General features: G+C 65.0%; 21 protein-coding genes and 1 riboswitch. Of the genes, 11 read left to right on the top strand and 10 right to left on the bottom strand.

Features of this window, described 5'->3' with window-relative positions; genetic code table 11:
- The first annotated feature begins 56 nt into the window (after window positions 1–56).
- Complete coding sequence (locus DQW77_RS04140; RefSeq protein ID WP_113257007.1) at window positions 57–638, top strand: DUF1285 domain-containing protein; 582 nt, start codon at window positions 57–59, stop codon at window positions 636–638.
- Entirely contained in the window at window positions 631–1,338 is a 708-nt protein-coding gene (locus DQW77_RS04135; RefSeq protein ID WP_258523664.1) for an SDR family NAD(P)-dependent oxidoreductase, read from the top strand. The genes DQW77_RS04140 and DQW77_RS04135 overlap by 8 nt, the downstream gene beginning before the upstream one ends.
- A 15-nt stretch (window positions 1,339–1,353) precedes the next feature.
- Here the strand turns inward: DQW77_RS04135 and metZ are convergent, their stop codons facing one another.
- Window positions 1,354–2,550 carry an O-succinylhomoserine sulfhydrylase gene (gene metZ, locus DQW77_RS04130; RefSeq protein ID WP_404947923.1) on the bottom strand — a complete coding sequence of 399 codons (1,197 nt, stop codon included), beginning with the start codon at window positions 2,548–2,550 and terminating at the stop codon, window positions 1,354–1,356.
- A gap of 58 nt (window positions 2,551–2,608) precedes the next feature.
- Window positions 2,609–2,688: riboswitch (SAM riboswitch) on the bottom strand.
- 116 nt (window positions 2,689–2,804) lie between these two features.
- On the opposite strand from metZ, the gene DQW77_RS04125 reads away from it, so the two are divergent.
- Window positions 2,805–3,752: a DUF726 domain-containing protein gene (locus DQW77_RS04125; RefSeq protein WP_113256925.1), complete on the top strand. Its 948-nt coding sequence runs from the start codon at window positions 2,805–2,807 to the stop codon at window positions 3,750–3,752.
- A gap of 15 nt (window positions 3,753–3,767) precedes the next feature.
- Here the strand turns inward: DQW77_RS04125 and DQW77_RS04120 are convergent, their stop codons facing one another.
- From DQW77_RS04120 to ftsY, 3 genes are all read right to left on the bottom strand, one after another.
- Window positions 3,768–4,388: an inner membrane-spanning protein YciB gene (locus DQW77_RS04120; protein WP_113256924.1), complete on the bottom strand. Its 621-nt coding sequence runs from the start codon at window positions 4,386–4,388 to the stop codon at window positions 3,768–3,770.
- Window positions 4,389–4,422: 34 nt separating this feature from the next.
- Window positions 4,423–5,325, bottom strand: coding sequence for an EamA family transporter (locus DQW77_RS04115; protein WP_113257005.1), 903 nt, complete (start codon window positions 5,323–5,325; stop codon window positions 4,423–4,425).
- 91 nt (window positions 5,326–5,416) lie between these two features.
- Window positions 5,417–6,466: a signal recognition particle-docking protein FtsY gene (gene ftsY, locus DQW77_RS04110; protein ID WP_113256923.1), complete on the bottom strand. Its 1,050-nt coding sequence runs from the start codon at window positions 6,464–6,466 to the stop codon at window positions 5,417–5,419.
- A 141-nt stretch (window positions 6,467–6,607) separates the two neighbouring features.
- Here ftsY and DQW77_RS04105 point away from each other — a divergent pair, with 141 nt between their 5' ends.
- Window positions 6,608–6,868 carry a hypothetical protein gene (locus DQW77_RS04105; RefSeq protein ID WP_147094924.1) on the top strand — a complete coding sequence of 87 codons (261 nt, stop codon included), beginning with the start codon at window positions 6,608–6,610 and terminating at the stop codon, window positions 6,866–6,868.
- Between the two features lie 316 nt (window positions 6,869–7,184).
- On the opposite strand, the gene DQW77_RS04100 is transcribed toward DQW77_RS04105, so the two are convergent.
- Entirely contained in the window at window positions 7,185–8,870 is a 1,686-nt protein-coding gene (locus DQW77_RS04100; RefSeq protein ID WP_113256921.1) for an NAD(P)H-dependent oxidoreductase subunit E, read from the bottom strand.
- 185 nt (window positions 8,871–9,055) lie between these two features.
- On the opposite strand from DQW77_RS04100, the gene DQW77_RS04095 reads away from it, so the two are divergent.
- The 3 genes from DQW77_RS04095 to DQW77_RS04085 all read left to right on the top strand — a co-directional run bounded on the left by DQW77_RS04095 (window position 9,056) and on the right by DQW77_RS04085 (window position 11,114).
- On the top strand, window positions 9,056–10,123 hold the full coding sequence (locus DQW77_RS04095) for an alkane 1-monooxygenase (protein ID WP_113256920.1): 1,068 nt from the start codon (window positions 9,056–9,058) through the stop codon (window positions 10,121–10,123).
- A gap of 27 nt (window positions 10,124–10,150) precedes the next feature.
- Window positions 10,151–10,555 carry a hypothetical protein gene (locus DQW77_RS04090; RefSeq protein ID WP_113256919.1) on the top strand — a complete coding sequence of 135 codons (405 nt, stop codon included), beginning with the start codon at window positions 10,151–10,153 and terminating at the stop codon, window positions 10,553–10,555.
- 118 nt (window positions 10,556–10,673) lie between these two features.
- Window positions 10,674–11,114, top strand: coding sequence for a DUF4399 domain-containing protein (locus DQW77_RS04085; protein WP_113257004.1), 441 nt, complete (start codon window positions 10,674–10,676; stop codon window positions 11,112–11,114).
- A gap of 50 nt (window positions 11,115–11,164) precedes the next feature.
- On the opposite strand, the gene DQW77_RS04080 is transcribed toward DQW77_RS04085, so the two are convergent.
- The 3 genes from DQW77_RS04080 to fdhF all read right to left on the bottom strand — a co-directional run bounded on the left by DQW77_RS04080 (window position 11,165) and on the right by fdhF (window position 17,651).
- Entirely contained in the window at window positions 11,165–13,192 is a 2,028-nt protein-coding gene (locus DQW77_RS04080; protein WP_113256918.1) for an NADPH-dependent 2,4-dienoyl-CoA reductase, read from the bottom strand.
- A gap of 259 nt (window positions 13,193–13,451) precedes the next feature.
- Window positions 13,452–14,651, bottom strand: a complete 1,200-nt coding sequence (locus DQW77_RS04075) for a hydantoinase/carbamoylase family amidase (protein WP_113256917.1) — start codon at window positions 14,649–14,651, stop codon at window positions 13,452–13,454.
- A 219-nt stretch (window positions 14,652–14,870) separates the two neighbouring features.
- Window positions 14,871–17,651 (bottom strand): formate dehydrogenase subunit alpha, encoded by a 2,781-nt coding sequence (gene fdhF / locus DQW77_RS04070; protein WP_113256916.1) that lies wholly within the window; start codon window positions 17,649–17,651, stop codon window positions 14,871–14,873.
- A gap of 288 nt (window positions 17,652–17,939) precedes the next feature.
- Here fdhF and DQW77_RS04065 point away from each other — a divergent pair, with 288 nt between their 5' ends.
- Genes DQW77_RS04065 through DQW77_RS04050 form a run of 4 tightly spaced genes read left to right on the top strand, consistent with a single transcriptional unit; the run spans window position 17,940 to window position 21,434 of the window.
- Window positions 17,940–18,590 carry a histidine phosphatase family protein gene (locus DQW77_RS04065; RefSeq protein ID WP_113256915.1) on the top strand — a complete coding sequence of 217 codons (651 nt, stop codon included), beginning with the start codon at window positions 17,940–17,942 and terminating at the stop codon, window positions 18,588–18,590.
- A 25-nt stretch (window positions 18,591–18,615) separates the two neighbouring features.
- Entirely contained in the window at window positions 18,616–19,230 is a 615-nt protein-coding gene (locus tag DQW77_RS04060; RefSeq protein WP_113256914.1) for a glutathione S-transferase family protein, read from the top strand.
- Between the two features lie 12 nt (window positions 19,231–19,242).
- Window positions 19,243–20,298, top strand: a complete 1,056-nt coding sequence (locus tag DQW77_RS04055) for a saccharopine dehydrogenase (RefSeq protein ID WP_113256913.1) — start codon at window positions 19,243–19,245, stop codon at window positions 20,296–20,298.
- A complete protein-coding gene (locus DQW77_RS04050) occupies window positions 20,295–21,434 on the top strand; it encodes a saccharopine dehydrogenase family protein (RefSeq protein WP_113256912.1) in 1,140 nt (379 codons plus the stop codon). Before DQW77_RS04055 ends, DQW77_RS04050 begins: the two co-directional genes overlap by 4 nt.
- Before the next feature lie 315 nt (window positions 21,435–21,749).
- Here DQW77_RS04050 and DQW77_RS04045 read toward each other — a convergent pair whose 3' ends face one another.
- A complete protein-coding gene (locus DQW77_RS04045) occupies window positions 21,750–22,193 on the bottom strand; it encodes a heme-binding protein (RefSeq protein WP_113256911.1) in 444 nt (147 codons plus the stop codon).
- A 72-nt stretch (window positions 22,194–22,265) separates the two neighbouring features.
- Window positions 22,266–22,592 (bottom strand): DUF3775 domain-containing protein, encoded by a 327-nt coding sequence (locus DQW77_RS04040; RefSeq protein ID WP_113256910.1) that lies wholly within the window; start codon window positions 22,590–22,592, stop codon window positions 22,266–22,268.
- Between the last annotated feature and the right edge of the window lie 68 nt (window positions 22,593–22,660).

Raw genomic sequence — 22,660 nt, 5'->3', positions numbered from 1 at the left:
TGTCTGAGCCCTATGTACCCTTGAGTGTATCGCGCATGAAGGAAATGGCAAAAGCAATGAGCGGAGAAAATCTCACAACCCCGTCAGCCGAAAGCCTGGCAGAGGCAGCGCGCGCCGCTCAGGACAAGGGCCTCCCACCCGTCCACGAGTGGACGCCGGACTTCAGCGGCGACATGGATATGCGGATCGCGCGGGACGGCCGGTGGTTCTATCTTGGCAGCCCGATCGAACGGCCGGGTCTGGTGCGGCTGTTCTCGACCATCCTGAGGCGGGACGGAGAGGATTATTTCCTCGTCACCCCGGTCGAGAAGGTCGGGATAACGGTGGACGACGCCCCTTTCGTAGCTGTGGATTTCGAGGCGGAAGGCAGCGGAGACGCCCAAGAGCTGATCTTCGAGACCAATGTCGGCGACCGTATGGTTGCCGGACCCGACCATCCGATTCGGGTCGAACGTGACGGCGATACCGGCGAACCTTCGCCCTACGTTCTGGTCCGCGACCGGCTGGAGGCGCTCATTGACCGCAAGAGTTTCTACCGCCTGGTGGAAATCGGGGGCCATCGCGATGGCTGGTTCGGACTGTGGTCGGGCGGAGAGTTCTTCCGTGTCATCCCGTCAGAGGAGATGGACGTTGACTGAGGCTGCGAAAGGTCACGCGGTGATCGTCGGTGTCGGGGACGGCCTGTCGGCGGCGCTGGCGCGGCGCTTCGCGGCGGCGGAATATGCCCTGACGCTGGCGGCGCGGGACATTGCAAAGCTGGAGGCACTGGCGGTTGAAACCGGCGCGGCGCGCAAGTCGCTCGACGCCGCCGATGCAACTTCCGTCTCGGCGTTTTTCGCAGGACTCGCGGAGGCGCCGCGCGTGGTGATCTACAACCCGTCGGCGCGGGTGCGCGGGGCGCTTGTCGAACTTGATCCGGACGCCGTGCGCCGGGCCCTGGAGGTCACGGCAATTGGCGCATTCCATGTCGGACAGGCAGCGGCGGCGCACATGCTGGCCACCGACCCGAGGGACGGGACGCGCGGCACCATAATGATGACCGGCGCCTCGGCGGGAGTGAAGGGATTTCCCCGCTCAGCGCCCTTCGCGATGGGCAAGTTCGCGCAACGCGGCCTTGCGCAGTCGATGGCGCGGGAGCTGCATCCGCAGGGCATTCACGTCGTATGGATCAACATCGACGGCGCCATTCGAAATCCGGGCCGGACAGAGCCCTCGGACAACCCCGACAGCATGCTAGACCCCGACGCCATCGCCGCGGCCTATCTTCAGCTTGCCGAACAGGACCGCTCGGCGTGGTCGGATGAGTTGACCCTCAGGCCGTGGGTGGAGCGGTTCTGAACCGCCGGGCCTGTCTCACACCGTGCCGAGAGCCTGCGTCACATCCGCGATAATATCGGCAGTATCCTCGATCCCGACGGACAGTCGAACCAACCCCGGCGTGATCCCGAGCGCGGCACGACGCTCCTCGGACAGGCGTTGATGGGTGGTGGTTGACGGATGGGTGGCGATGGATTTCGCATCACCCAGATTGTTCGAGATCAGGACCAGCCCCAACGCGTCGAGAAACGCGAAGGCCGCCCGGCGCCCGCCGGCAAGGTCAAGCGAAACGACCGTACCGCCATTGCCGCCCATCTGTCGGGTGACAAGGGCGTGCTGCGCATGTCCGTGATGACCGGGATAGATCACCCTTGAAAGCGCGCTGTGCCCCTCAAGCGCATCGGCCAACGCCCGCGCCGAGGACGCCTGCGCACGCACACGCAGATCCATCGTTTCCAAACCCTTGAGCATGATCCACGCGGTAAAGGGCGACATGGAGCCGCCGGTATGCTTCATGTAGGGTTCAACCGTGCCGCGGATGAAATCGCGGGATCCGAGAATAACCCCGCCAAGGGCCCGCCCCTGCCCGTCGATATGCTTCGTGGCGGAATAGATCACCACATCGGCGCCCTGCGCGATGGCATCCGAGAAGATCGGCGTGGCGAAAACGTTGTCGACGATCACAGTGGCGCCGGCATCGTGGGCGATCTGCGCGACCGCGGCGATGTCGATCACCTCCAGCGTGGGGTTGGCGATGGTTTCGAAGAATACCGCGCGTGTGCCGGGGCGCATGGCCGCGCGCCATTGTGCAAGATCGGTTCCGTCCACGAAGCTGACCTCGACGCCAAAGCGGGTCAGGATCTCCTCCAGAACATAGAGGCATGACCCGAAGAGCGCCCGCGAGGCGACGACATGATCGCCTGCCCGCAGCATCGCGGTCAGCGCGCCGGAGACAGCGGCCATGCCCGACGCAGTGGCGAACGCATCCTCGGCCCCTTCGATGGCGGCTATCCGATCCTCGAACATGGCAACGGTGGGGTTGCCGTAACGGGCATAGATAAATTCATCATCACCGGCGCCAACGAAACGGGCCTCGGCCTGGGCCGCGCTGTCATACACGAAACCCTGAGTCAGGAAGATCGCCTCGCTCACCTCGTTATAGGCGCTGCGCCGCGTGCCACCATGGACCAGTTTCGTGCGGTCCTGCCAACTTTCGTCGATGTCCTTCTTCATGTCCGTCCTCCAGGGCCGTGGCCCGACAAAAAAACCCCTGTCGCGGTCAAGCGAAAGGGGCTCCTTCATCCTGACCTCTTTAGCGGTGTTGTTTAACGTGGCCCGCAATCCGGTTAACAAATCGCCACATGGAAATTCTTAGCCTCGGGGGTGTTGCGCGTCAACACCGTCACCAGCCTTTAACCATAGCTTCACAAGAGCTTCGTATGGTTCGCCTAAGCGCTCTACACAAGATGTGGTGGGAGAGCAGGGCGATGCCTCTTTTACAGGTCAACGCGGGACGGGACGGGCCGGAGCCGGGCGCAAATCACGCACCACTGAATCCCGCTCTGGTCCGGGCACTTGATACCGATCCTTCCGGACCGATCATCGTCATGGTTCACGGGTTCAAGTTTTGTCCCGGCAGCGCAGCGACCTGCCCGCATCGGCACATATTGTCACTGAGCCCTCGGGCAGGCTGCTGGAAGGCGCTTAGCTGGCCGCGAGGCTTGGGGTTTGGCGCCGGCGCACCGGACGAGGGGCTGGGTATCGCATTCGGCTGGCCGGCCCGCGGCTCGATCTGGCGGGCCTATGACCGGGCCGAGCAGGCTGGCGACGCGCTGGCGCGGGTTATCGCCGCCATCCGCCGGATCGCGCCCGCCCGCCCGATTCATGCCCTTGCGCATTCGCTGGGCGCGCGTGTTGTACTGACTGCGTTGCGCCGACTGAACGCGGGTGACGTGGACCGCGTCATCCTGCTGGCAGGAGCCGAATACGGCGCCACGGCAAGCGACGCACTTTCGTGCGGGGCCGGTCGCACAGCCGACGTGATCAACATCACAAGCCGCGAGAACGATCTGTTCGATTTCATGATGGAGCGGTTGATCGCAGCCCCGGAACCCGGTGACAGGATGATGAGCCATACACTGCCGCGCCGGCCCAACACCCTGACAGTGCAGATGGATCATCACGGCACGCTGGAGGCACTGGACCGGGCCGGATACGTGATCGCGCCGCCATCGGCGCGGATCTGCCACTGGTCTTCGTATCTGCGGCCCGGCGTGTTCGATTTCTACCGGGCACTGCTGCGCCAGAGCCGGCAGATGCCGCTGGCACGGTTGCGTGCCGTGCTGCCGGAGCGCCCGGATCCGCGATGGTCGCGGATCTTGCCCGCGCCGACACTGCCAAGGAACCTGCCGTTGGGTCGAAATGCCGCCTCCTGACCGGGCCGTTGACGTTCAGGTGTCGTTTCCGGCCCCGTCATCATCCGTGCCAAGACCATGATCGCGAAAGAGCCGCCCTTGCAGCACGAAGAAAAGGAAGATCGCCGCGGTCAGACCGAAGGTCTTGAAATAGACCCAGGCCTCCTCGGTCATGGTGCGCCATATCACCTCGTTGAGAAGCGCAAGACCAAGAAAGAAAGCCATCAGCCGACGGGTGAGGATCATCCAGCCCTCGCGTGTCAGGGGCATCAGGCCCTCCATCACGTATTGCAGCCAGGATTGCCCGCGCAGCAGCCCCAGGCCCAGCAGCCCACCGAACAGCAGGTAGATGATCGTCGGCTTCATCTTGAAAAACCGCGGATCGTTGAACCAGACGGACAAACCGCCGAACACCACGATCAGGAGCGCGGTAACAACCTGCATCCGCGACAGATGTCCGGTCAGCCTCCACAGCAGGCCCATCGACAGCAGGAAGACCGGAATGAAGCCCGCGGTGACGACGATGAACCCGTCATATTCGACCCCCGAGATAGTGAAAATGCGGTCCTTCAGCCACAGATAGGCCACGAAGAACGCGAGGATCGGACCGAATTCCAACCCCGCCTTCAGGGTGCCGTTGACTTGCCTTTCGGTCATGTACCTGCCTCCGTCATGCGCCTGGCGGCGCCGGTTATCCACCCATCTCAACTATCACAGCACCCGCCGCGATCAATGTCATTAGCGCGATACGGCGCGGGCCCACCGTCTCGCGCAGCACAAGCCAGCCGGTCAGCGCCGCGAAGACGGTCGAGGTCTCCCGCAGAACTGCCGCCTCCCCGACCTTGTCGAGGCGGGTGGCCAGCATCACGGAGCCAAAACTGCCAAACGCGACGAACGCGCCGGCAAGCCCGCGCAACGCCAGTGGACGCAAGGCAATGCCCGACAGTCGCCGGCGCAGGGGCGTGAATGCGAAAAGCATGGGAAAATCGAACGCCGACAGAAAGAAGAACCACACCAGGAACGTGAAGGGATCGACGGCGGACCGGATTCCGAAGGCGTCATAAGTGGTATAAAGAGCCACGAAAAGACCGGTACCCAAAGCAAGACCGAGCGCCGGAACCAGTGTTTCCCTGTCCGTGACCAGAAACATCAGGTTATAGACCGCAAGCCCGAAGATGCCCGACAGCAGAACCCCCAGACCCAGCCACTGGACCGATGTGAAAACCTCGCCGAAAAGGAACCACGCCCCGATGACGGCGAAAAGCGGCCCGGTGCCGCGCACCACCGGGTAGACGACCGTGAAGGCGCCACGGCTGTACGCCATCGCCTGCAAGACCTTGTACAAGAAATGAATGATGACGACGCCCACGAAGATCGGCCACATGTGCGGCTCCGGCCACGGCACGAGAAAGAGCAACGGAAACGACACCCCCACGAGGCACGCGTCGATCGCCCCGCGGCTCAACCACGGGTCATGGCGCGCCTTCTGCAAGGATCCGAAGACCGCATGCAGGAAAGCCGCCAGCAGGGCCAGTATCATGGCAAGCCGTTGACCGGACCCGGTGCCTTCAAGGGAAATCAGCCACTCGCTCATCGCCGCCGGCACGCTGGCCCGAGCCCGCGGCGTGCCAGGCGCCCGACAGTGCCGGGCCAGCTGCCGCGGGACAAAGACGCCCAGGGCAGACTCATTCGGCATCGAGTCCGGTCAGGGCCGCGGCGAATTCCTCGGGATCGAAGGGCGCCAGATCGTCGATCTGTTCACCAACGCCGATGGCGTGTATCGGCAGACCGAACCTATCGGCCAACGCCACCAGAACGCCGCCCCGCGCGGTACCGTCCAGCTTGGTCATGACAAGGCCCGAAACATCGGCCAGTTTGCGGAAAATCTCGACCTGGCTGAGGGCGTTCTGCCCGGTGGTGGCATCAAGGACAAGCAGCGTGTTGTGGGGCGCATCCGGATCTTTCTTGCGGATGACGCGGACAATCTTGGCCAGCTCCTCCATCAGGTCGGCGCGGTTCTGCAACCTCCCGGCCGTGTCGATCATCAGAAGATCGGCCCCCTCCGCCTCTGCCTTTTCCATAGCATCGAAGGCAAGGCTGGCCGGGTCGGATCCTTCGGGCGCGGTGAGCACCGGAACACCGGCCCTTTCGCCCCAGATCTGAAGCTGTTCGACAGCCGCGGCCCGGAACGTGTCGCCGGCCGCGATCACCACCTGTTTGCCGGCGGCCCGGAACTGGCTGGCGAGCTTGCCTATGGTGGTGGTCTTGCCCGATCCGTTCACCCCAACCACAAGCACCACTTGCGGGTTCCTGGGGTAGATCGGCATCGGCCTCGCCACCGGCTCCATGATGCGGGCGATCTCCTGCGCGAGGATACCCTTGACCTCGCGGGAAGAAAGGCGCCGGCCCATGCGCCCCTCGGCCATGTTGGCGGTCACACGCAACGCCGTTTCGACGCCCATGTCAGTGGTGATCAGGAGTTCCTCGATCTCTTCTAGCATCCCGTCGTCGAGCACCCGGCGCGGTGCACCGGCGGCATCCGCGCGCCCCAGGAGACGGCCAAGCAGCCCCGTGCGGGCAGGACTTTCGGCATCGGCTGACATTTCGGGATCGGGTGGCGGCGCCTCTGCGGATGCCGGCTCCGCCGCGCTGTCCTCTATTATGGCCTCGAGCCCCTCGTCGATCTTCGAGGAGGATTTGAAAAGCCGTTCCTTGAGCTTGCTGAAAAACGCCATGCCTACAAAGCCTCGTCTGGTTCCGACCTGCACCTAATGCGGATCGCGCCGGGATGGAAGCCTCGGGCCGGCCGAGGGTTTCGCTTCGGCCGGCACGCGATCCGCGATAGGGTCGTCGCGGAAACCATGGGGAACCACGTCATGACAGACCCCGCCACCCCCTCGGTCACAAGGGTCGTGATCGCCTTCATCCTGGACCTTCTGATCAGTTTCTTCGTGATCGGCTACGCGATCAGGCTGCTGACCGGCGCGACAACCGGCTCCGGATTCACCCTGACCGGCCTGCCCGCTATCGTCGCACTGGCCTTGTGGATCACCTACATGGTGGCGATGCCCCGCCATGGCGGAAGGCTCTTCCAGCGACTGCTGGATGCGCGCCCGGGAAGGGATCGGCTCGGATAAGGCCCTGATGCAGGTCCGTGCGGCAGGATCCCGCAGGCCACGTCACCCGCCGCGGCCATGTCCCCGGCAGTTTCTTCCGCCCGCCTGCACGGCCCGGCACATGCCCCGCCCGCTTTGGGGCCACGCCGCCGCAAACGGGATGCCCCCCGAAATGCAGCAGGACAGAATAATGAGAACGACGGTCTTCATCTTTCTCCAAATACTCCCGCCGGAGGCTCCCGAGACGAAGGCCAGGGGCCGGAGGCGAGACAGGACAGCGCGCCTGAAAGGCGCTCGTTACGGCAAGGGCAGGGGCACGGCGTCCGGGCCGGGGATCTCAGATCTCGTCCGGGAAGTGCTGCATCGTCAGGCGGATCGGGTTGGGCGCCGCCTGCCCCAACCCGCAGATAGAGGCATCGGCCATGGCGGTACAAAGCTCATCCAGAAGACCCTGATCCCAGCAGTCTTCCTGCATCAGCTTCACGGCCTTCTCGCAGCCCACCCGGCACGGCGTGCATTGCCCGCAGCTTTCATCCTCGAAAAAGCGCAGCATGTTGAGCGCCGCGGCGCGGGCGCTGTCATGATCGGACAGCACCACCACGGCGGCGGAGCCGATGAAGGATCCGTGCGGTTGCAACGTGTCGAAATCCAGGGGCACATCGTCCAGGGATGCCGGCAACAGACCCGATGACGGCCCCCCGGGCTGGTAGGCCTTGAAGGCATGGCCGTCCAGCATTCCACCGGCGGCCTCGATCACGTCGAGGATGGTGGAGCCGGCGGGCAGAAGGTGGACGCCCGGAGACTTCACCCGGCCCGAAACCGAGTAGGAGCGCAGACCGTGGCGCCCGTTCTTCTCGACCCCCGAAAGAACCTCCCCGCCCTCGCGCAGCACGCGGGTGACCCAGTGCAGGGTTTCGACGTTGTTGACCAGTGTCGGGCGCCCGAAAATGCCGACATTGGCCACGAAGGGCGGCCGGTGGCGCGGCAGGCCGCGCTTGCCCTCGATGGATTCGATCATCGCGCTTTCTTCGCCGCAGATATAGGCACCGGCACCACGCCGAAGGTCGATATGCCCGGGTGCCACGATCCCGGCCTCTTCGAGCGCGTCGATCTCGCGGCGCAGTATCTCAAGCACCGCAGGATATTCGTCCCGCATGTAGATGAAGCAGGTTTCCGCCTCCACCGCCCAGGCCGCGATCAGCATCCCCTCGAGGAAGACATGCGGTTCGCGTTCGAGGTAATATCGGTCCTTGAAGGTTCCCGGTTCACCCTCGTCACCGTTGACCGCCACGTAGCGCGGTGCCTTTTCGGCGCGGACAAAGCCCCATTTCCGGCCCGACGGGAAGCCGGCGCCACCCAGCCCGCGCAGGCCCGAATCAAGCAGCGTCTGCTGAACGGTCTCGAAATCGCCGTCCTTGCGCAGAGTTTCCAGCGTCTGATACCCGCCGGCGGCGCGATAGGATTCGAATCCCTGATAATCGGGCAGACGGGCGTGGGTGTCGCCGACCGCAATGGCCTCCTGCACCTTTTCGGGAGTCGCGTGGTCGATATGGTTATGGCCCAGTTCAAGCACCGGCGCGGTATCGCAACGCCCCATGCAGGGCGCCCGGACGACCCGGACCTCGGCCGGGTCCGTTCCCGCCTCCAGCGCCTGTTTGAGTTCCTGCGCGCCGGCCAGCTCGCACGAAAGCGAATCGCACACCCGGATGGTCAGGGCTGGCGGCGGCGCCTCCCCTTCCTTCACCACGTCGAAATGCGCATAGAAGGTGGCGACCTCGTAGACCTCGGCCTGGGCGATGCGCATTTCCTCGGCAAGAGCGCGCAGATGCGCGGCTGACAGGTGTCCGTATTCATCCTGGATCAGGTGCAGGTACTCGATCAGCAGGTCACGGCGGCGCGGGCCATCCCCGAGCAAAGCGCGGACCTCATCCCAGGGCTGATCCTCGAGCTGGCGGCCCTTGGGGGTATGGCGCCCCTTGCCCTTGCCCGATTTCCAGACGCCCTTGCGTTCATCCAGTGCCATTCCAAGCCCCTTTTTCACTCAGGCACAGGCATACCGGGCTGCCCGCCCTGACGCGAGGCCAAAAGCGACAAATCCCCTGCCGGAAACGTTGGGCCTGCCGCAAAAAACCCTTCGTCCTGCCGGACCGGTGCCCGATTTTTACTCCTATCCTCGCGGCGACGTATTGCCCCGGAGCCGGACCCGAGATGTCATTTTTCGCCCTGGCAACACTTCTGCCATTTGCACTGACTGTGATGGCGGCATTGCATGGCGGCGCCTGGGGCTGGCTTGCGCTCGGTGCAATGACGGTGCTTATCGTCGTGCTGGACCGGCTGACTGCCCGTCACACACGCAACGCCGATCCGGCAGCCGAATTCCCGGCCGCAACGCCACTTCTGATCGTGCTGGGAATCATGCATCTGCTGCTTCTTGCGCTGATCGTCCGGAGTTCGGGCAGCAATACCGGGCTGGACACATCCGAAAAGCTGCTGACCGGCATCGCGGCCGGCATGATTTTCGGCCAGATCTCGCATCCAGTCGCGCATGAGTTGATTCACCGTCCGGCCCGGGGTCTGCGCCTGCTGGGGCGGGTGATGTACACCTCTCTGCTGGTCGGTCACCACGCCAGCGCCCATCTGCGCGTGCATCACGTCCATGTGGGAACGGAAAAAGACCCCAGCAGCGCAAGGCTGGGCGAGGGATTTTACCGCTTCGCACTGCGTGCCGCCCCGGGCGCCTTCATGGCCGGGCTGCGGGCAGAAAGCCGCCTGCGTGCGAAGGGCGAGGCCGCGCGGCGACGCCCGCATCCTTATGTCTTTCATGTAGTAGGGGCCATTCTCACGGTGATCGCGGCCCTGCTCCTAGGTGGCCTTGTCGGGGCGGGTTTTCTTGTGGCGGTGAGCCTCTATGCACAGATCCAGATGCTGTTGTCGGACTATGTACAGCACTACGGGCTGCGGCGGCGAGCCCGGCCCGACGGCACGCCTGAACCGGTCGGCCCGCAACATTCCTGGAACGCACCGTTCCGTTATTCCTCTGCGTTGACGCTGAACGCACCGCGGCATTCGGACCATCACGTGGCCCCGTCGCGGCCTTACCCGGCATTGCGCTTCGACGCTGAAATGCCGGTTCTTCCGGCCTCGGTTCCGGTCATGGCAGTGGTCGCATTGGTGCCGCCCCTGTGGCGGCGGATCATGGACCCGCGTTGCGAGCGGCTGAGTGGCGCGCGAAACTTCGCGACACGGGGGCGTGGAATGAAAAACCGTCTGGCCTGACGGTCGCGGCTCTGCCAAGGTCGGGCCATGCGACCATCGGCTCTCATCTCCTGTTGTCTCCTGTTTGCCGTGACCGCCGCAGCCGCGGCACAGGACCGGATGAGCGCCGAGGAGTTCGATTCCTACACGCGCGGCAAGACCTTCTACTACGGCAGTGACGGGCAGGCCTACGGAGCCGAGGAATACCTTGGAAACCGGCGGGTCCGGTGGTCCTTTCTGGATGGCAAGTGCCGCGCCGGATATTGGTACGAGCAAGACGGCGAGATCTGCTTCGTGTACGAGGACCGGCCCGAACCGCAATGCTGGAGCTTCCGCCGGACAGCCGGGGGGCTGGTTGCCCGTTTCGAGAACGACCCGGAGCACCGCGAACTCTACGAGGTGGAACAGAGCGAGGAACCTCTGATGTGCCTCGGTCCCGAAGTCGGGGTCTGACCAGAGGCATTCCCGGTCCGGTCGCGCAGATGTGTGCGGATGCGCGCGGGCGTGGGGTTTGGGGGCCACGCACCAAGCTGTTACGATGGAACCCGAACAGCCGGAACAGGAGCACACGATGACCGCAGCCCCGAGAACCGCAATCCTCGCAGCCGCCCTGGCCGTGTCGGGCATGGCACTGGCCGGCGAGACAGCCGCGCCGGAAGGCGCGAAGGCGTATTTCGTCAACCTCCGGGACGGGGCGGCGGTTTCTTCCCCGGTCCGGGTCGTTTTCGGGCTGCGCGGCATGGGCGTGGCCCCGGCGGGCACGCAACGCGCCAACACCGGCCATCACCACCTGCTCATCGACCGTCCGCCACTTGGCGAGGGCGCAGAGGGCGAGCTGAACGCACCGCTTCCGGCGGACGATCACCACCGGCATTTCGGCGGTGGACAGACCGAGACGGTTCTTGATCTGCCGCCCGGTGAACACAGCCTGCAACTGGTTCTGGGCGACAAGTCCCATGTGCCCCACGAGCCGCCCGTCGCCTCCCGGGTAATCACCATCACGGTGGAGTGACAGGCCGCTCCCGCGCCCTTTTCGTGGCGGTGGCGCAAGGCGGGCCCGGTTCAGAGGTCGGCAGCCAGTCTCGTGCCCTGATCTATGGCGCGCTTGGCATCAAGTTCGGCGGCCACGTCCGCCCCGCCGATCACATGCGCCGGCACGCCCCGCGCGGCCAGGTCGTCGGCCAGCGACCGCTGGCTCAACTGCCCCGCACAGAGCACGATCGTGTCAGCGGCGATCAGGCGAGGGTTGTCACCCGCCTCGCCATCGCTGACATGAAGGCCTTCGGCGTCAATGCGATCGTAATTGACGCCGCTGACCATTTCGACATTCTTCATCCTGAGCGCCACCCGGTGGATCCATCCGGTTGTCTTCCCCAGCCGCTTGCCGGGTCTTTCGGCTTTGCGCTGCAACAGCGTCACCTGCCGCGCGGGCGGCGCCGGCTGCGGGCCGCCGGACGCCAGGCCGCCGCGGGTGGCGGCCGGATCGCCCACCCCCCATTCACGCCGCCACGCCGACAGGTTCTCGGTCGGGCTTTCGCCTTCGTGAACGAGGAACTCCGCCACGTCGAAGCCGATGCCACCCGCACCCACGATCGCCACACGCCGGCCCACCGGGGCCTTGCCGCGCAGCACGTCGATGTAACTCAGAACGTTCGGCCCGTCCTCGCCCGGAATTCCGGGATCGCGTGGAACAACTCCGGTTGCGACGATCACCTCATCGAACCCTGCAAGATCCTCCGCAGTCGCAGCGGCGCCCAGGCGCAGGGTCACGTCCAGCCGGTCGAGCATCGTCTCGTACCACGCCACCAGACCATGAAACTCTTCCTTGCCCGGGATTTCGCGGGCCATGTTGAGTTGCCCGCCAACCCGTGATTCACGCTCGAACAGGGTCACCCGATGGCCCCGTTCAGCCGCGGTCATCGCCGCCGACAACCCTGCCGGCCCGGCCCCAACCACCGCGATTCTCCGCGACTCCGGTGCCGGCGCAATCCGCAGTTCAGTTTCGTGGCAGGCGCGTGGATTCACCAGACAGGTAGAGATCCGTCCGCTGAACGTATGATCAAGGCAGGCCTGGTTGCAGGCAATGCAAGGGGCGATGGTATCGGCCGCCCCGGCCTCGGCCTTGGTGACGAAATCGGCGTCGGCCAGGAAAGGGCGCGCCATCGACACCATATCGGCGCAGCCTTCAGCAAGAACCTTCTCGGCCACCTCCGGCGTGTTGATCCGGTTCGAGGTTATCAGAGGGATGCCGACCCGGCCCATCAGCTTCTTCGTGACCCACGCGAAACCCGCCCGCGGCACCGAGGTGGCGATGGTGGGGATGCGCGCCTCGTGCCAGCCGATACCGGTATTGATGATCGTTGCGCCGGCCGCCTCGACCGCCTGCGCAAGCTGCACGACCTCGTCGAAGGTGGAGCCGTCGGGCACCAGGTCGATCATGGAAAGGCGGTAGATCAGGATGAACTCCGGGCCCACGGCGGCGCGGGCGCGGCGCACCACCTCCACGGGCAGGCGCATGCGGTTCTCGTAGGAGCCGCCCCAATGATCGGTGCGCTTGTTGGTATGGGTGACCAGGAACTGGTTCAGGAAATAGCCCTCGGAGCCCATGATCTCGGCCCCGTCATATCCGGCCTCCCGCGCGCGGGCGCACGCCGTGACAATATCAGCGACCTGCTTCTCGATCCCCGCCTCGTCGAGTTCCGTCGGCTGGAAGGGCGAAATCGGAGACTTGATCGGAGACGGCGCCACACATTCGGGTCCATAAGCGTAGCGGCCGGCGTGCAACACCTGCATGGCGATCAGACCGCCTTCGGCATGAACCCGGTCCGTCACGCTGCGGTGATTTTCGATATCCTGCGGAGTGAACAGGCCCGCCGCGCCGGGAAAGACCCCGCCCTCGCGGTTGGGCGCCATGCCCCCCGTCACCATCAGGGCGGCGCCGCCCCGGGCACGGGCGGCATAGAACTCTGCCACCCGGGTCCAGTCCTTCGTTTCCTCAAGCCCGGTATGCATCGACCCCATGACCACGCGATTCCTGAGCGCGACATGGCCAAGGTCGAGCGGGGCAAGCATATGGCTGTAAGTCGGCATGCGCGTCCTCCCGTGTCATCGGCGACCATGCCGCGCCGGAGTCGGGATGTCACTCCCAACGCTGCGTTACCCTCCGCGCCGCGGCCCCGGAAGAACATGCCGCGCGCGACAGGCAGGATGCTGGCCACGACGACACCGGCCCCGGCGAAGGAGACCGCAAACCGCAACCTGAACGTAAACCGTGGCCAAATCCATTGCGCCGCTCTGTCAAAGGGCGACCAGACAGCCTGGCAGTTCGGAACGTGGCGGCCACGCCTCATCATGCGATGCGCGCCACGGCGCCGGCCAGCACCTTGAGCCCAAGGACGAGGTCCGCCTCCTCGGTGTCTTCGGCGAAATCGTGGCTGATGCCCCCGATCGACGGCACGAAAAGCATGCCGGTGGGAAGGACGGGAGCAAGGTTGGAGGCGTCATGCAACGCGCCCGAGGGCATATCACGCCACCTTCCCGGCACCTCTTCTTCCGCGGCCGCAGCCAGCGCCATGCGAAACCGTCCATCCATCGGCACCGGCGAGAGGTCGCCCAACGGCTTCAGCTCCGATTCCAGACCGCGGCCTGCGCAGATTTCATCAAGCAGGCCGCGAACGGATTGTTCGATGCGATCCAGACGGTCGGCGTCGGAGTCTCGCCATTGCACCGTGAACCGCACCTCGCCGGGGACGATGGAAGGCGCATTCGGATGCAGCTGGACCCGGCCGATTGTCCAGACGGTCCGGGGTGTCACGATTTCCTCCAGCCGTCCGTTCAGAGCGACACAAAAGGCAGCGAGCCCCTGGAACGCATCGCGACGCTGATGCATCAGGGTGGTACCGGCGTGATTCTGGCGACCCCTGAGCGTGACTTCCAGCATGCGCGAACCGACGATATCCGTCACCACGCCAACAGCCTCGCCCGCCTCGTCGAGTGTCAGCCCCTGTTCGATATGCATCTCCATAAAGCCCGAGAACCACGCCGGATCGACATACCCGCCGGACATGTCCGCCATCGCCGCACGCGCCTCGGCCAGCGTGATCCCGTCCGCATCGACATTTCGATCGGCTTCCTCGCGGGATAAAAGACCCGAGAAAACCGCGCTGCAGGTCACGGCGCCGAAACGGCCCTCCTCATCCTGGAAACTCACCATCGAAACCGGCGGGCCGCCGGCTTCCCGGGCGGCGCGCGCGATCTCCAGTCCCGCGATGACCCCGAGCGCCCCGTCAAGCCACCCGCCCTCGGGCTGCGTGTCGGAATGCGAACCGACCAGAAGCGACCGGCCCTCGGCAAGGCCGAAAACATTGCCCATCGGATCGACCCGGGGGATCAGACCCGCTTGCTCGATCCTCGACACCAGCCATTCGCGCGCCTCTATGTCGGCCTCGCCATAAGCCGGGCGCATGACGCCCTTGCCGACACCGGCGGCGCCGAACTCGCGAAGCCTGTGGAGATCGGCAAGAAAACGGTCCGGATCTACGGGAATCATGGGCGGTCCTCCTTGAACTGCGCCCAGTAGACAGCCATACGCGCGCGGCGTCAATTTATCATGAAAAATTATGTGGCCGGACCATGCCCTTCATCTTTCCCGAAATACTCCCGCCGGAGGCGCCCCAAGGCAGAACCCGGGGCCGGCCCCTCCCTGGCCAGCGCGCAGCCCGGCTCCCGGCCGGGCGGGCCGGGGCGGCGTGGCCACACGCCACGGAACTCATTCCGCCGCGACCTGGTCCTCGGCCTTTTCCACCCGCACGGCGGAGAACTTGAACTCGGGGATCTTGCCGTAGGGGTCGATCGCGGGGTTGGTCAGGATATTGGCCGCCGCCTCCACGTAGGCAAAGGGCAGAAACACCATGTCGGGCGCGATGGCACGATCGGCGCGGGCCATGATGCGGATGCTGCCCCGCTTGGTCGTGAGGCGCACATGCTCGCCCGGCGCCACCCCCAACTTGCGCAACGTCGCGGGATGCATGGAACAGTTGGCCTCCGGCTCCACCGCATCGAGCACCGTTGCACGGCGGGTCATCGAGCCGGTGTGCCAATGTTCAAGCTGCCGCCCGGTGGTCAGCACCATCGGGTAATCGTCGTCGGGGGTGTCGTCGGGCGGAATGACGCTGGCGGGGGTGAACCGTGCACGCCCTTCCGGCCGCGGAAAGCCCTCACCGAAAACCACCGCTTCGCCGGGACCTTCCGGATCGTGACAGGGATAGGTGACCGCGTTCTCCCGCTCCAGCCGCTCCCAGCCGATATTGTCGAGCGAACGCATGTTGAGTTTCATCTCGGCAAAGACGTCCGCGGGGCTCTCGTACTGCCACGGCAGTCCGAGGCGCCGGGCCAGCGCCACGGTGATCGCCCAGTCCTCGCGCGCCTCTCCGGGCGGGGTGACGGCACGGCGGCCCATCTGGACCTGTCGGTTGGTGTTCGTCACCGTCCCCGTCTTTTCGAAGAACGCCGAGGCAGGCAGGATCACGTCGGCGTAGTTGGCCGTTTCGGTGATGAAGATGTCCTGCACCACGAGATGATCGAGTTTGGCCAGCGCATCGCGGGCGTGTTCCACGTCCGGATCCGACATCGCCGGGTTCTCCCCGAGGATATACATGCCGCGGATATTGCCGGCATGCACGTCATCCATGATCTCGGTCACGGTGAGGCCCTTTTCGTCCGAGAAATCCCCCGATTGCCAGACCTCCGTGAAGGCGGAGCGCACCCCGTCATCCGTGACGCTCTGGTAGTCGGGCAGGAACATCGGAACCAGCCCCGCATCCGAGGCCCCCTGCACGTTGTTCTGCCCCCTGAGCGGGTGCAGCCCGGTCCCGGGGCGGCCGACATGCCCGCACATCAGCGCAAGGCTGATCAGGCAGCGCGAATTGTCGGTGCCGTGGATATGCTGCGAGATCCCCATGCCCCAGAAGATCATGCCGGATTTGGCGGTGGCGAATTCGCGCGCCACGGCACGCAGCGACTCGGCCGGTATGCCGCAGAGATCTTCCATCTTCTCCGGGGCGAAACCGGCAAGATGCGCCTTCTCGGCTTCCCAGTTCTCGGTGAAGGCCTCGATGTACTGCTGATCGTAAAGTCCCTCCTCGGCGATGACGTGCATGATGGCGTTGAGCATCGCCACGTCGGTGCCGGGCTTGAACTGAAGCATGTGGGAGGCGAAGCGGCGCAGGCCCACGCCGCGCGGGTCCATCACGATCAGCTTGCCGCCGCGCTTGGTGAACTGCTTGAAATAGGTCGCCGCGACGGGATGGTTCTCGACCGGGTTGGCGCCGATGATGATCGCCACGTCGGCATTCTCGATCTCGTTGAAGGTCGCGGTCACCGCGCCGGAGCCCACGTTCTCGATCAGCGCGGCCACACTGGACGCATGGCACAGCCGCGTGCAGTGATCCACGTTGTTGTGGCCGAAACCCTGGCGGATCAGCTTCTGGAACAGATACGCCTCTTCGTTGGTGCACTTGGCACTGCCGAATCCTGCGACGGATTTGCCCCCGTGCCTGTCCTTCAGCGTCTTGAGGCCATCGGCGGCCACATCCAGCGCCTCGTCCCAGTCCGCCTCGCGGAAGAAAGCCTGCCAGTTGGAAGGATCGACATTCAAGCCCTTGGGCGGCGCATCATCACGCCGGATAAGCGGCATGGTCAGGCGGTGATCGTGGTGGATGTAGTCGAACCCGAACCGGCCCTTGACGCAAAGCCGCCCCTCGTTTGCCGGGCCGTTGAGTCCATCGACGTATTTCACCTTGTTGTCCTTGACCTTGAGGCTGACCTGGCACCCGACGCCGCAGAACGGGCAGACGCTCTGGACCTCGGTGTCATAATCGGCGCTGTCGCCCCTCTGGGCGTCGTCCAGCACGCTGGCCTCCATCAGCGCGCCGGTCGGGCACGCCTGCACGCATTCACCGCAGGCCACGCAGGTACTGTCGCCCATGGGGTCGTCGAAATCGAAGACGGGGAAACTGTCATGGCCGCGGCCTGCCATGCCGATCACGTCGTTGACCTGGACCTCGCGGCAAGCACGGACACACAGGTTGCACTGGATACAGGCATCGAGGTTGACACGCATGGCGACGTGGCTGTCATCAAGACGCGGAACCCGCCGCTTTTCCATCGCGGGAAACCGGCTTTCGGAGACTCCCTGCATGCGCGCCATTTCCCAAAGATGGGAAGACGCGTCATGCGCTTCTTTCTGAACCGGCTGATCGGCCAGCAGCATCTCCACCACCATCTTCCGGGCGTTTTCGGCCCGCGCCGAATTGGTGGTCACCACCATGCCATCCCTGGCTTCCCGGATGCACGAGGCGACCAGCGCGCGCTCTCCCTCGACCTCGACCATGCAGGCCCGGCAATTGCCGTCCGGGCGGTAGCCGGGAGCGGGTTTGTGGCACAGGTGCGGGATCACCAGTCCGCGCCCGTGGGCCACTTCCCAAAGCGTCTGGCCGGCTTCGGCTTCGACGTCGCTGCCATCCAGCGTGATCGTGATTTTCTCGGACATGCGCGTGCCTCCCTGCTTGGTGACATTCTAGACCATGAGACGGCGAATGGGAGTCCGCCAATCCCGACACCTGCCCGCGTTTTTGCGCCACCCGGACGGCGCGCGTTTCGCATCGTCAACACGGGCCGCCCCGAAACGGCAAAGGTTCGGCCCCGAGGACCCATCAGGATCAAAACACGCCGGGCCTGACCTGACCGCGCCGGCGCCGTTCGAAATTTTCGTCATCCGCCTTTCACCTTCCCGCCGCCGCCGGTAACCTGTGTCCAGACACATCGGGAGAAAATTCAGGTGGCGGAAATCATCCTGGTAAGACACGGGCAGGCCAACAGCCATGCCACCGACGAGCAAAGCTATGACCGCCTGTCGGATCTGGGCCGCGAACAGGCAACGTGGCTGGGCGCGCATCTGCGCGACACCAATCCGCATTTCGACCGTGTGGTCACTGGCACGCTGACCCGTCAGACCGACACCGCGCACGCGATGGGATACGAGATCACGGCCCGTGACCCGCGGCTCAACGAGCTGAGCTACTTCAGCCTCGCGATGGCGCTGGAAGCGCAGCACGGCATCCCTGCCCCGCGCGATGCAACCGAGTTCGCAACCCATCTCCCGCAGGTCATCGACCACTGGTCGCGGGGCACACTCGCGGATGTTCCCGAAACCTTCGATGCGTTCTCCGCGCGGGTCACCTCGCTGATCGGGGACATCTGCGAAGGCAGCGGGCGGATATTGCTGGTGACATCGGGCGGGGTGATCGGCATGGCCATGCGCCAGGTTCTGGATCTTCGCAATGGCGGCATGGCGCTGATGATGCTTCAGATCATGAACAGCTCTCTCCACCGCCTCGAATATGTGCATGATCGTCTGATGCTGGGCGGATTCAACGCAACGCCGCATCTGGACCTTCCGGACCGCGCCCATGCCCGGACCTTCGTATGACCACGCAAACCCGGAGACCCCGCAAATGATCCTGTATTATGCGCCGAACACGATCTCGGTCGCGGTTGCCATCGCTCTTGATGAAGCCGGGCTCGATCACACGCTGGCAAGGCTTGATTTCGCCAAAGACGAACAACGGCAGGCCGATTATCTGGCTGTCAATCCCAAGGGCCGGGTGCCTGCGCTCGAAACACCGCAGGGGGTGCTGACCGAAACCGGCGCAATCCTCGATTACATCGCCGCTCTGGCGCCGGAGGCGGGGCTGGTGCCCGGAGAACCGTTCGCGGCCGCAAGAATGCGCGCGGTGATGTATTACCTCGCCAGCACGATGCATGTGAACCATGCCCATTTGCGCCGCGGCCACCGCTGGGCCGACAACCAAAGCTCGTGGCACGACATGGCGGCAAAGACCCCGCGGACGATGACCGAAAGCTGCCGTTTCATCGAGGATCACGCCCTGATCGCACCTTTCGTGATGGGCACCACGCTAACACTGGCCGATCCCTATCTCTTCGTGGTCAGCACATGGCTGGAAGGCGATGGCGTGGAGATAGCCGATTTCCCCGCCATCGCGGCTTTCCGGGCGGCAATGCGCGCCCGCCCCGCGGTCGAGCGGGCCGAAGCCCGGGGCATGATCTGAGGGAGAGCAGGAATGACCCATCTTTGGATGCGGGCCGAACAACGCCCCAACGAGGAACGTACGGGCCTGACCCCGGAGGGTGCGGGTGCCCTGATTGCCGCGGGCATCGAGGTCACGGTGGAGGAAAGCCGCAATCGGGCCATTCCCCTGGAAGGTTACCGCGCCGCAGGCTGCACGATCGCGCCGGAGGCAAGCTGGCCCGGCGCCCCGGACGACGCGATCATCTTCGGCCTCAAGGAACTGCCCGATGACGACAGTCCGCTGCCGCACCGACACATCATGTTCGGGCACGCCTTCAAGGGGCAGCACGCGGGGCGCCGCCTGCTGGAGCGTTTCGCGGCAGGGGGCGGCACGCTTTATGACCTCGAATACCTCGTGGACAGCGAGGGCCGTCGCGTCGCGGCGTTCGGTTACTGGGCCGGCTACGCGGGAGCGGCGGTATCTCTGAAGGCCTGGGCGGCTCAGCGCCGCGGAAAGATCTGCCCGCCGGTCGCCACCTACGCCTCCAGGCAAGCCCTGCTTGACGATCTCGCCGATGACCTGGCCGGTGGCCCCCGCCCGTCCGCCATCGTCATCGGCGCACTGGGCCGGGTAGGGTCCGGGGCCGCGGATCTGTGCATGGAAACGGGTATCGAAACCACCCGGTGGGACGTGGCCGAGACCGCCGGGGGAGGCCCGTTCGCCGAGATCCTCGCGCATGACATCTTTCTCAACTGCATCTTCGCGCGCCCCGGAACGCCTGTTTTCGTGCCGCGCACCGCGCCGGACTCGGAGCGCCGGCTGACCGTGATCGGCGATGTAGCCTGTGACCCGGACAGCGATTACAATCCGGTCCCGGTCTACGACGCGGCCACCACATGGACGGCGCCGGTAACACGGGTCCATGACGCTCCGCCCCTCGACGTGATGGCAATCGATAATCTTCCCTCGCTCCTGCCGGTGGAATCATCGCATGATTTCGCGGCACAGCTCTTGCCCTCGCTCAAACGCCTCGGCACTCTGCACGACGGCGTATGGGCCCGCGCAGAGGCCGAATTCGAAACCCACATGGAAGGGATCCGAGCATGACAATCCATTGGTGCGGCACCGGGCTTTCGGCCATTCCCGGGCTGAGGCGGCTGATAGAAGGCGGGCACGAAATCACCGTCTGGAACAGGACCCCCGAAAAGGCCGAGGAGGCCGTCGGCGACCTGACCAACCGGATCATGGCCTTCAGCGTGGACGCCCTGAGCGCCGAGGTGCAACCCGGTGACGTTGTTGTGTCGATGCTGCCCGGCGACTGGCACGTGCCCCTGGCCGAGATGTGCATCGCCAAGGGCGCGCATTTCGTATCGTCAAGCTATATCGCCCCCGAGATGCGCGCCCTCGACGGCGCCGCGCGCGAGGCCGGCATCTGCTTGGTCAACGAGGTCGGGCTCGACCCCGGCATCGACCATCTTATGGCGCATCACCTCGTGGCCGATTACCGCGCGTCCGATGAATGCGACGCTGACAACGTGTTGAGCTTCATTTCCTACTGTGGCGGCATCCCGAAACATCCCAATCCCTTCCGCTACAAGTTCAGCTGGTCACCCCTGGGCGTTCTCAAGGCGCTGCGCTCGCCGTCGCGGTCGATCCGGGACTTCTCGGAACTCAACGTGGCGCGGCCGTGGCACGCGCTCTCGAGCTATACCGCACCGCTGCCAGCGCCCGAGACCTTCGAGGTCTATCCGAACCGCGATTCGATCCCCTTCATGGCGGATTACGGGTTCGATGCGGACTGGAAGGTGAAGGAATTCGTGCGCGGCACGCTGCGGCTCAACGGCTGGGCCGAGGCCTGGGGCGACGTTTTCGCCGAAATCGAGACGCTCGAAGGCCCGGAAGGCGAAGCGCGCCTGAGGGAGATGTCCGACAGCTTCTGGGCCGAGAACGCCTATGAGGAGGACGAGCCCGACCGCGTGGTGCTCTGTGTCTCGCTCAGGGCCGAGAGGGAGGGTATGCCCGTCTGGCACAAGACCTACGTGATGGACGCCTGGGGTGACGCGCGCGGCACTGCGATGGCACGGCTGGTGTCGATCCCGCTATCACTGGTGGTGGAGGCCGTGATGAACCGAGAAATCCCCGTCGGCGTTACGCCGGCGCCAGGCGACCCCAAGCTGGTTCAGCGGCTCCTTGGCGAGATCGACCGCCTCGCGCAGCATTTGCAGGTGGTTGACCACCTTTAGGGCCAAATTGCTGAACCACGCGGCGCCTTTCAAAAGGTGCGCCTTTCAGGCGCGCAGTCCTGTCTCGTTGCCGGCCTTCGGCCGGCGCCTCGGGGCGCCTCCGGCGGGAGTATTGCAGGAAAGATGAAGACGGACCGGAGGTCTTCATCTTTCCCCAAATACTCCGGCGGAGGTTGTCATTGTCCCACCAATGACGCCGGAGACGGAGGCGAAGGTCAGCGCCACGGAGCCTGCGTGGCCCGAACGCAAAACAGACGTGTGTGGCGCAGTCACGCCTGCGGGGAACGGCCGCGGTCAACCCGGAACGACACTGGCTCAGCCGGTCTCGGCGGTGAAGCCTGCCGCCCCGATTCCAGCCACTGCGAAGGCTTCATCGAACTCACCGGCCTCTCCGGCCACGCCAACAGCCCCCAGGACACCGCAGGCGCCATCGCGGATCAAGACGCCGCCCCGCGATCCCGTGAGAGGCACGCCCATGCGCGATTGCGCCACCTCGCGCACACCGTGAAACCAGGTTGGCGTTGCATCGGCCCATTCCATCACCGTCTTGCTCGGCTTGCCGTAGACGATGCATGTCTTTGCCTTGGCCTCGGCGATATGCGACAGCAGCGGGGCGGCATCGGCCTCGCGGCTCATGGCCAGGGGATGACCGCCCGCGTCAACCACGCAAACCGCAATCCGCCGTTCTGATCCCGACCTCTTTCCGGAAAGGGCGGCATCGATGATGATGCGGGCATGATCAAGGCTGAGGGTGGTCATGGCAGGGATCCTTCAGACCGGGGCGTGTGACTGGAGCAACGCAGGACCATGCCCCGGGGTGGCATCGACCTCTCAGCCGCCACGCACCAATTCGTCCTCTTCGTCCACCACGGAAATGCCCAGCTCATCAAGACCATTCTCGAGATGATCGGAAAGATGCGGCGTCCCCAGGAGGTAATCCGCGGTCGGCGTCGTGGCCTCCGCACGGGCGGTGGCCTTGGCCTCCTGCAGTTCATCGGCGGCGAAACTTTCGCGGCCGATCCACATCAGCGCGACCAGGCTGATCTGCTCCTCCTCGTCGAGCCGGTCGATGAAGGCCCGCAACTCTCCTTCGGCGCGATCGAGTTCCCGCGCCATCAGTATGACCTGAGCGATCTTGTATGTGCTGATTTCGAGCATGAGCGCAACTCCCCCTGGCACGTGATCCTAGCACAGCTTTGGTCCACCGCGCAGCCCCGTTCCTTGAT

This window comes from Roseovarius sp. TE539 (assembly GCF_003298505.1).
Classification (GTDB): Bacteria; Pseudomonadota; Alphaproteobacteria; order Rhodobacterales; family Rhodobacteraceae; genus Roseovarius.
Note: the sequence above shows the minus strand (reverse complement) of the source record. Positions and strands in the feature narration are given on the sequence as shown.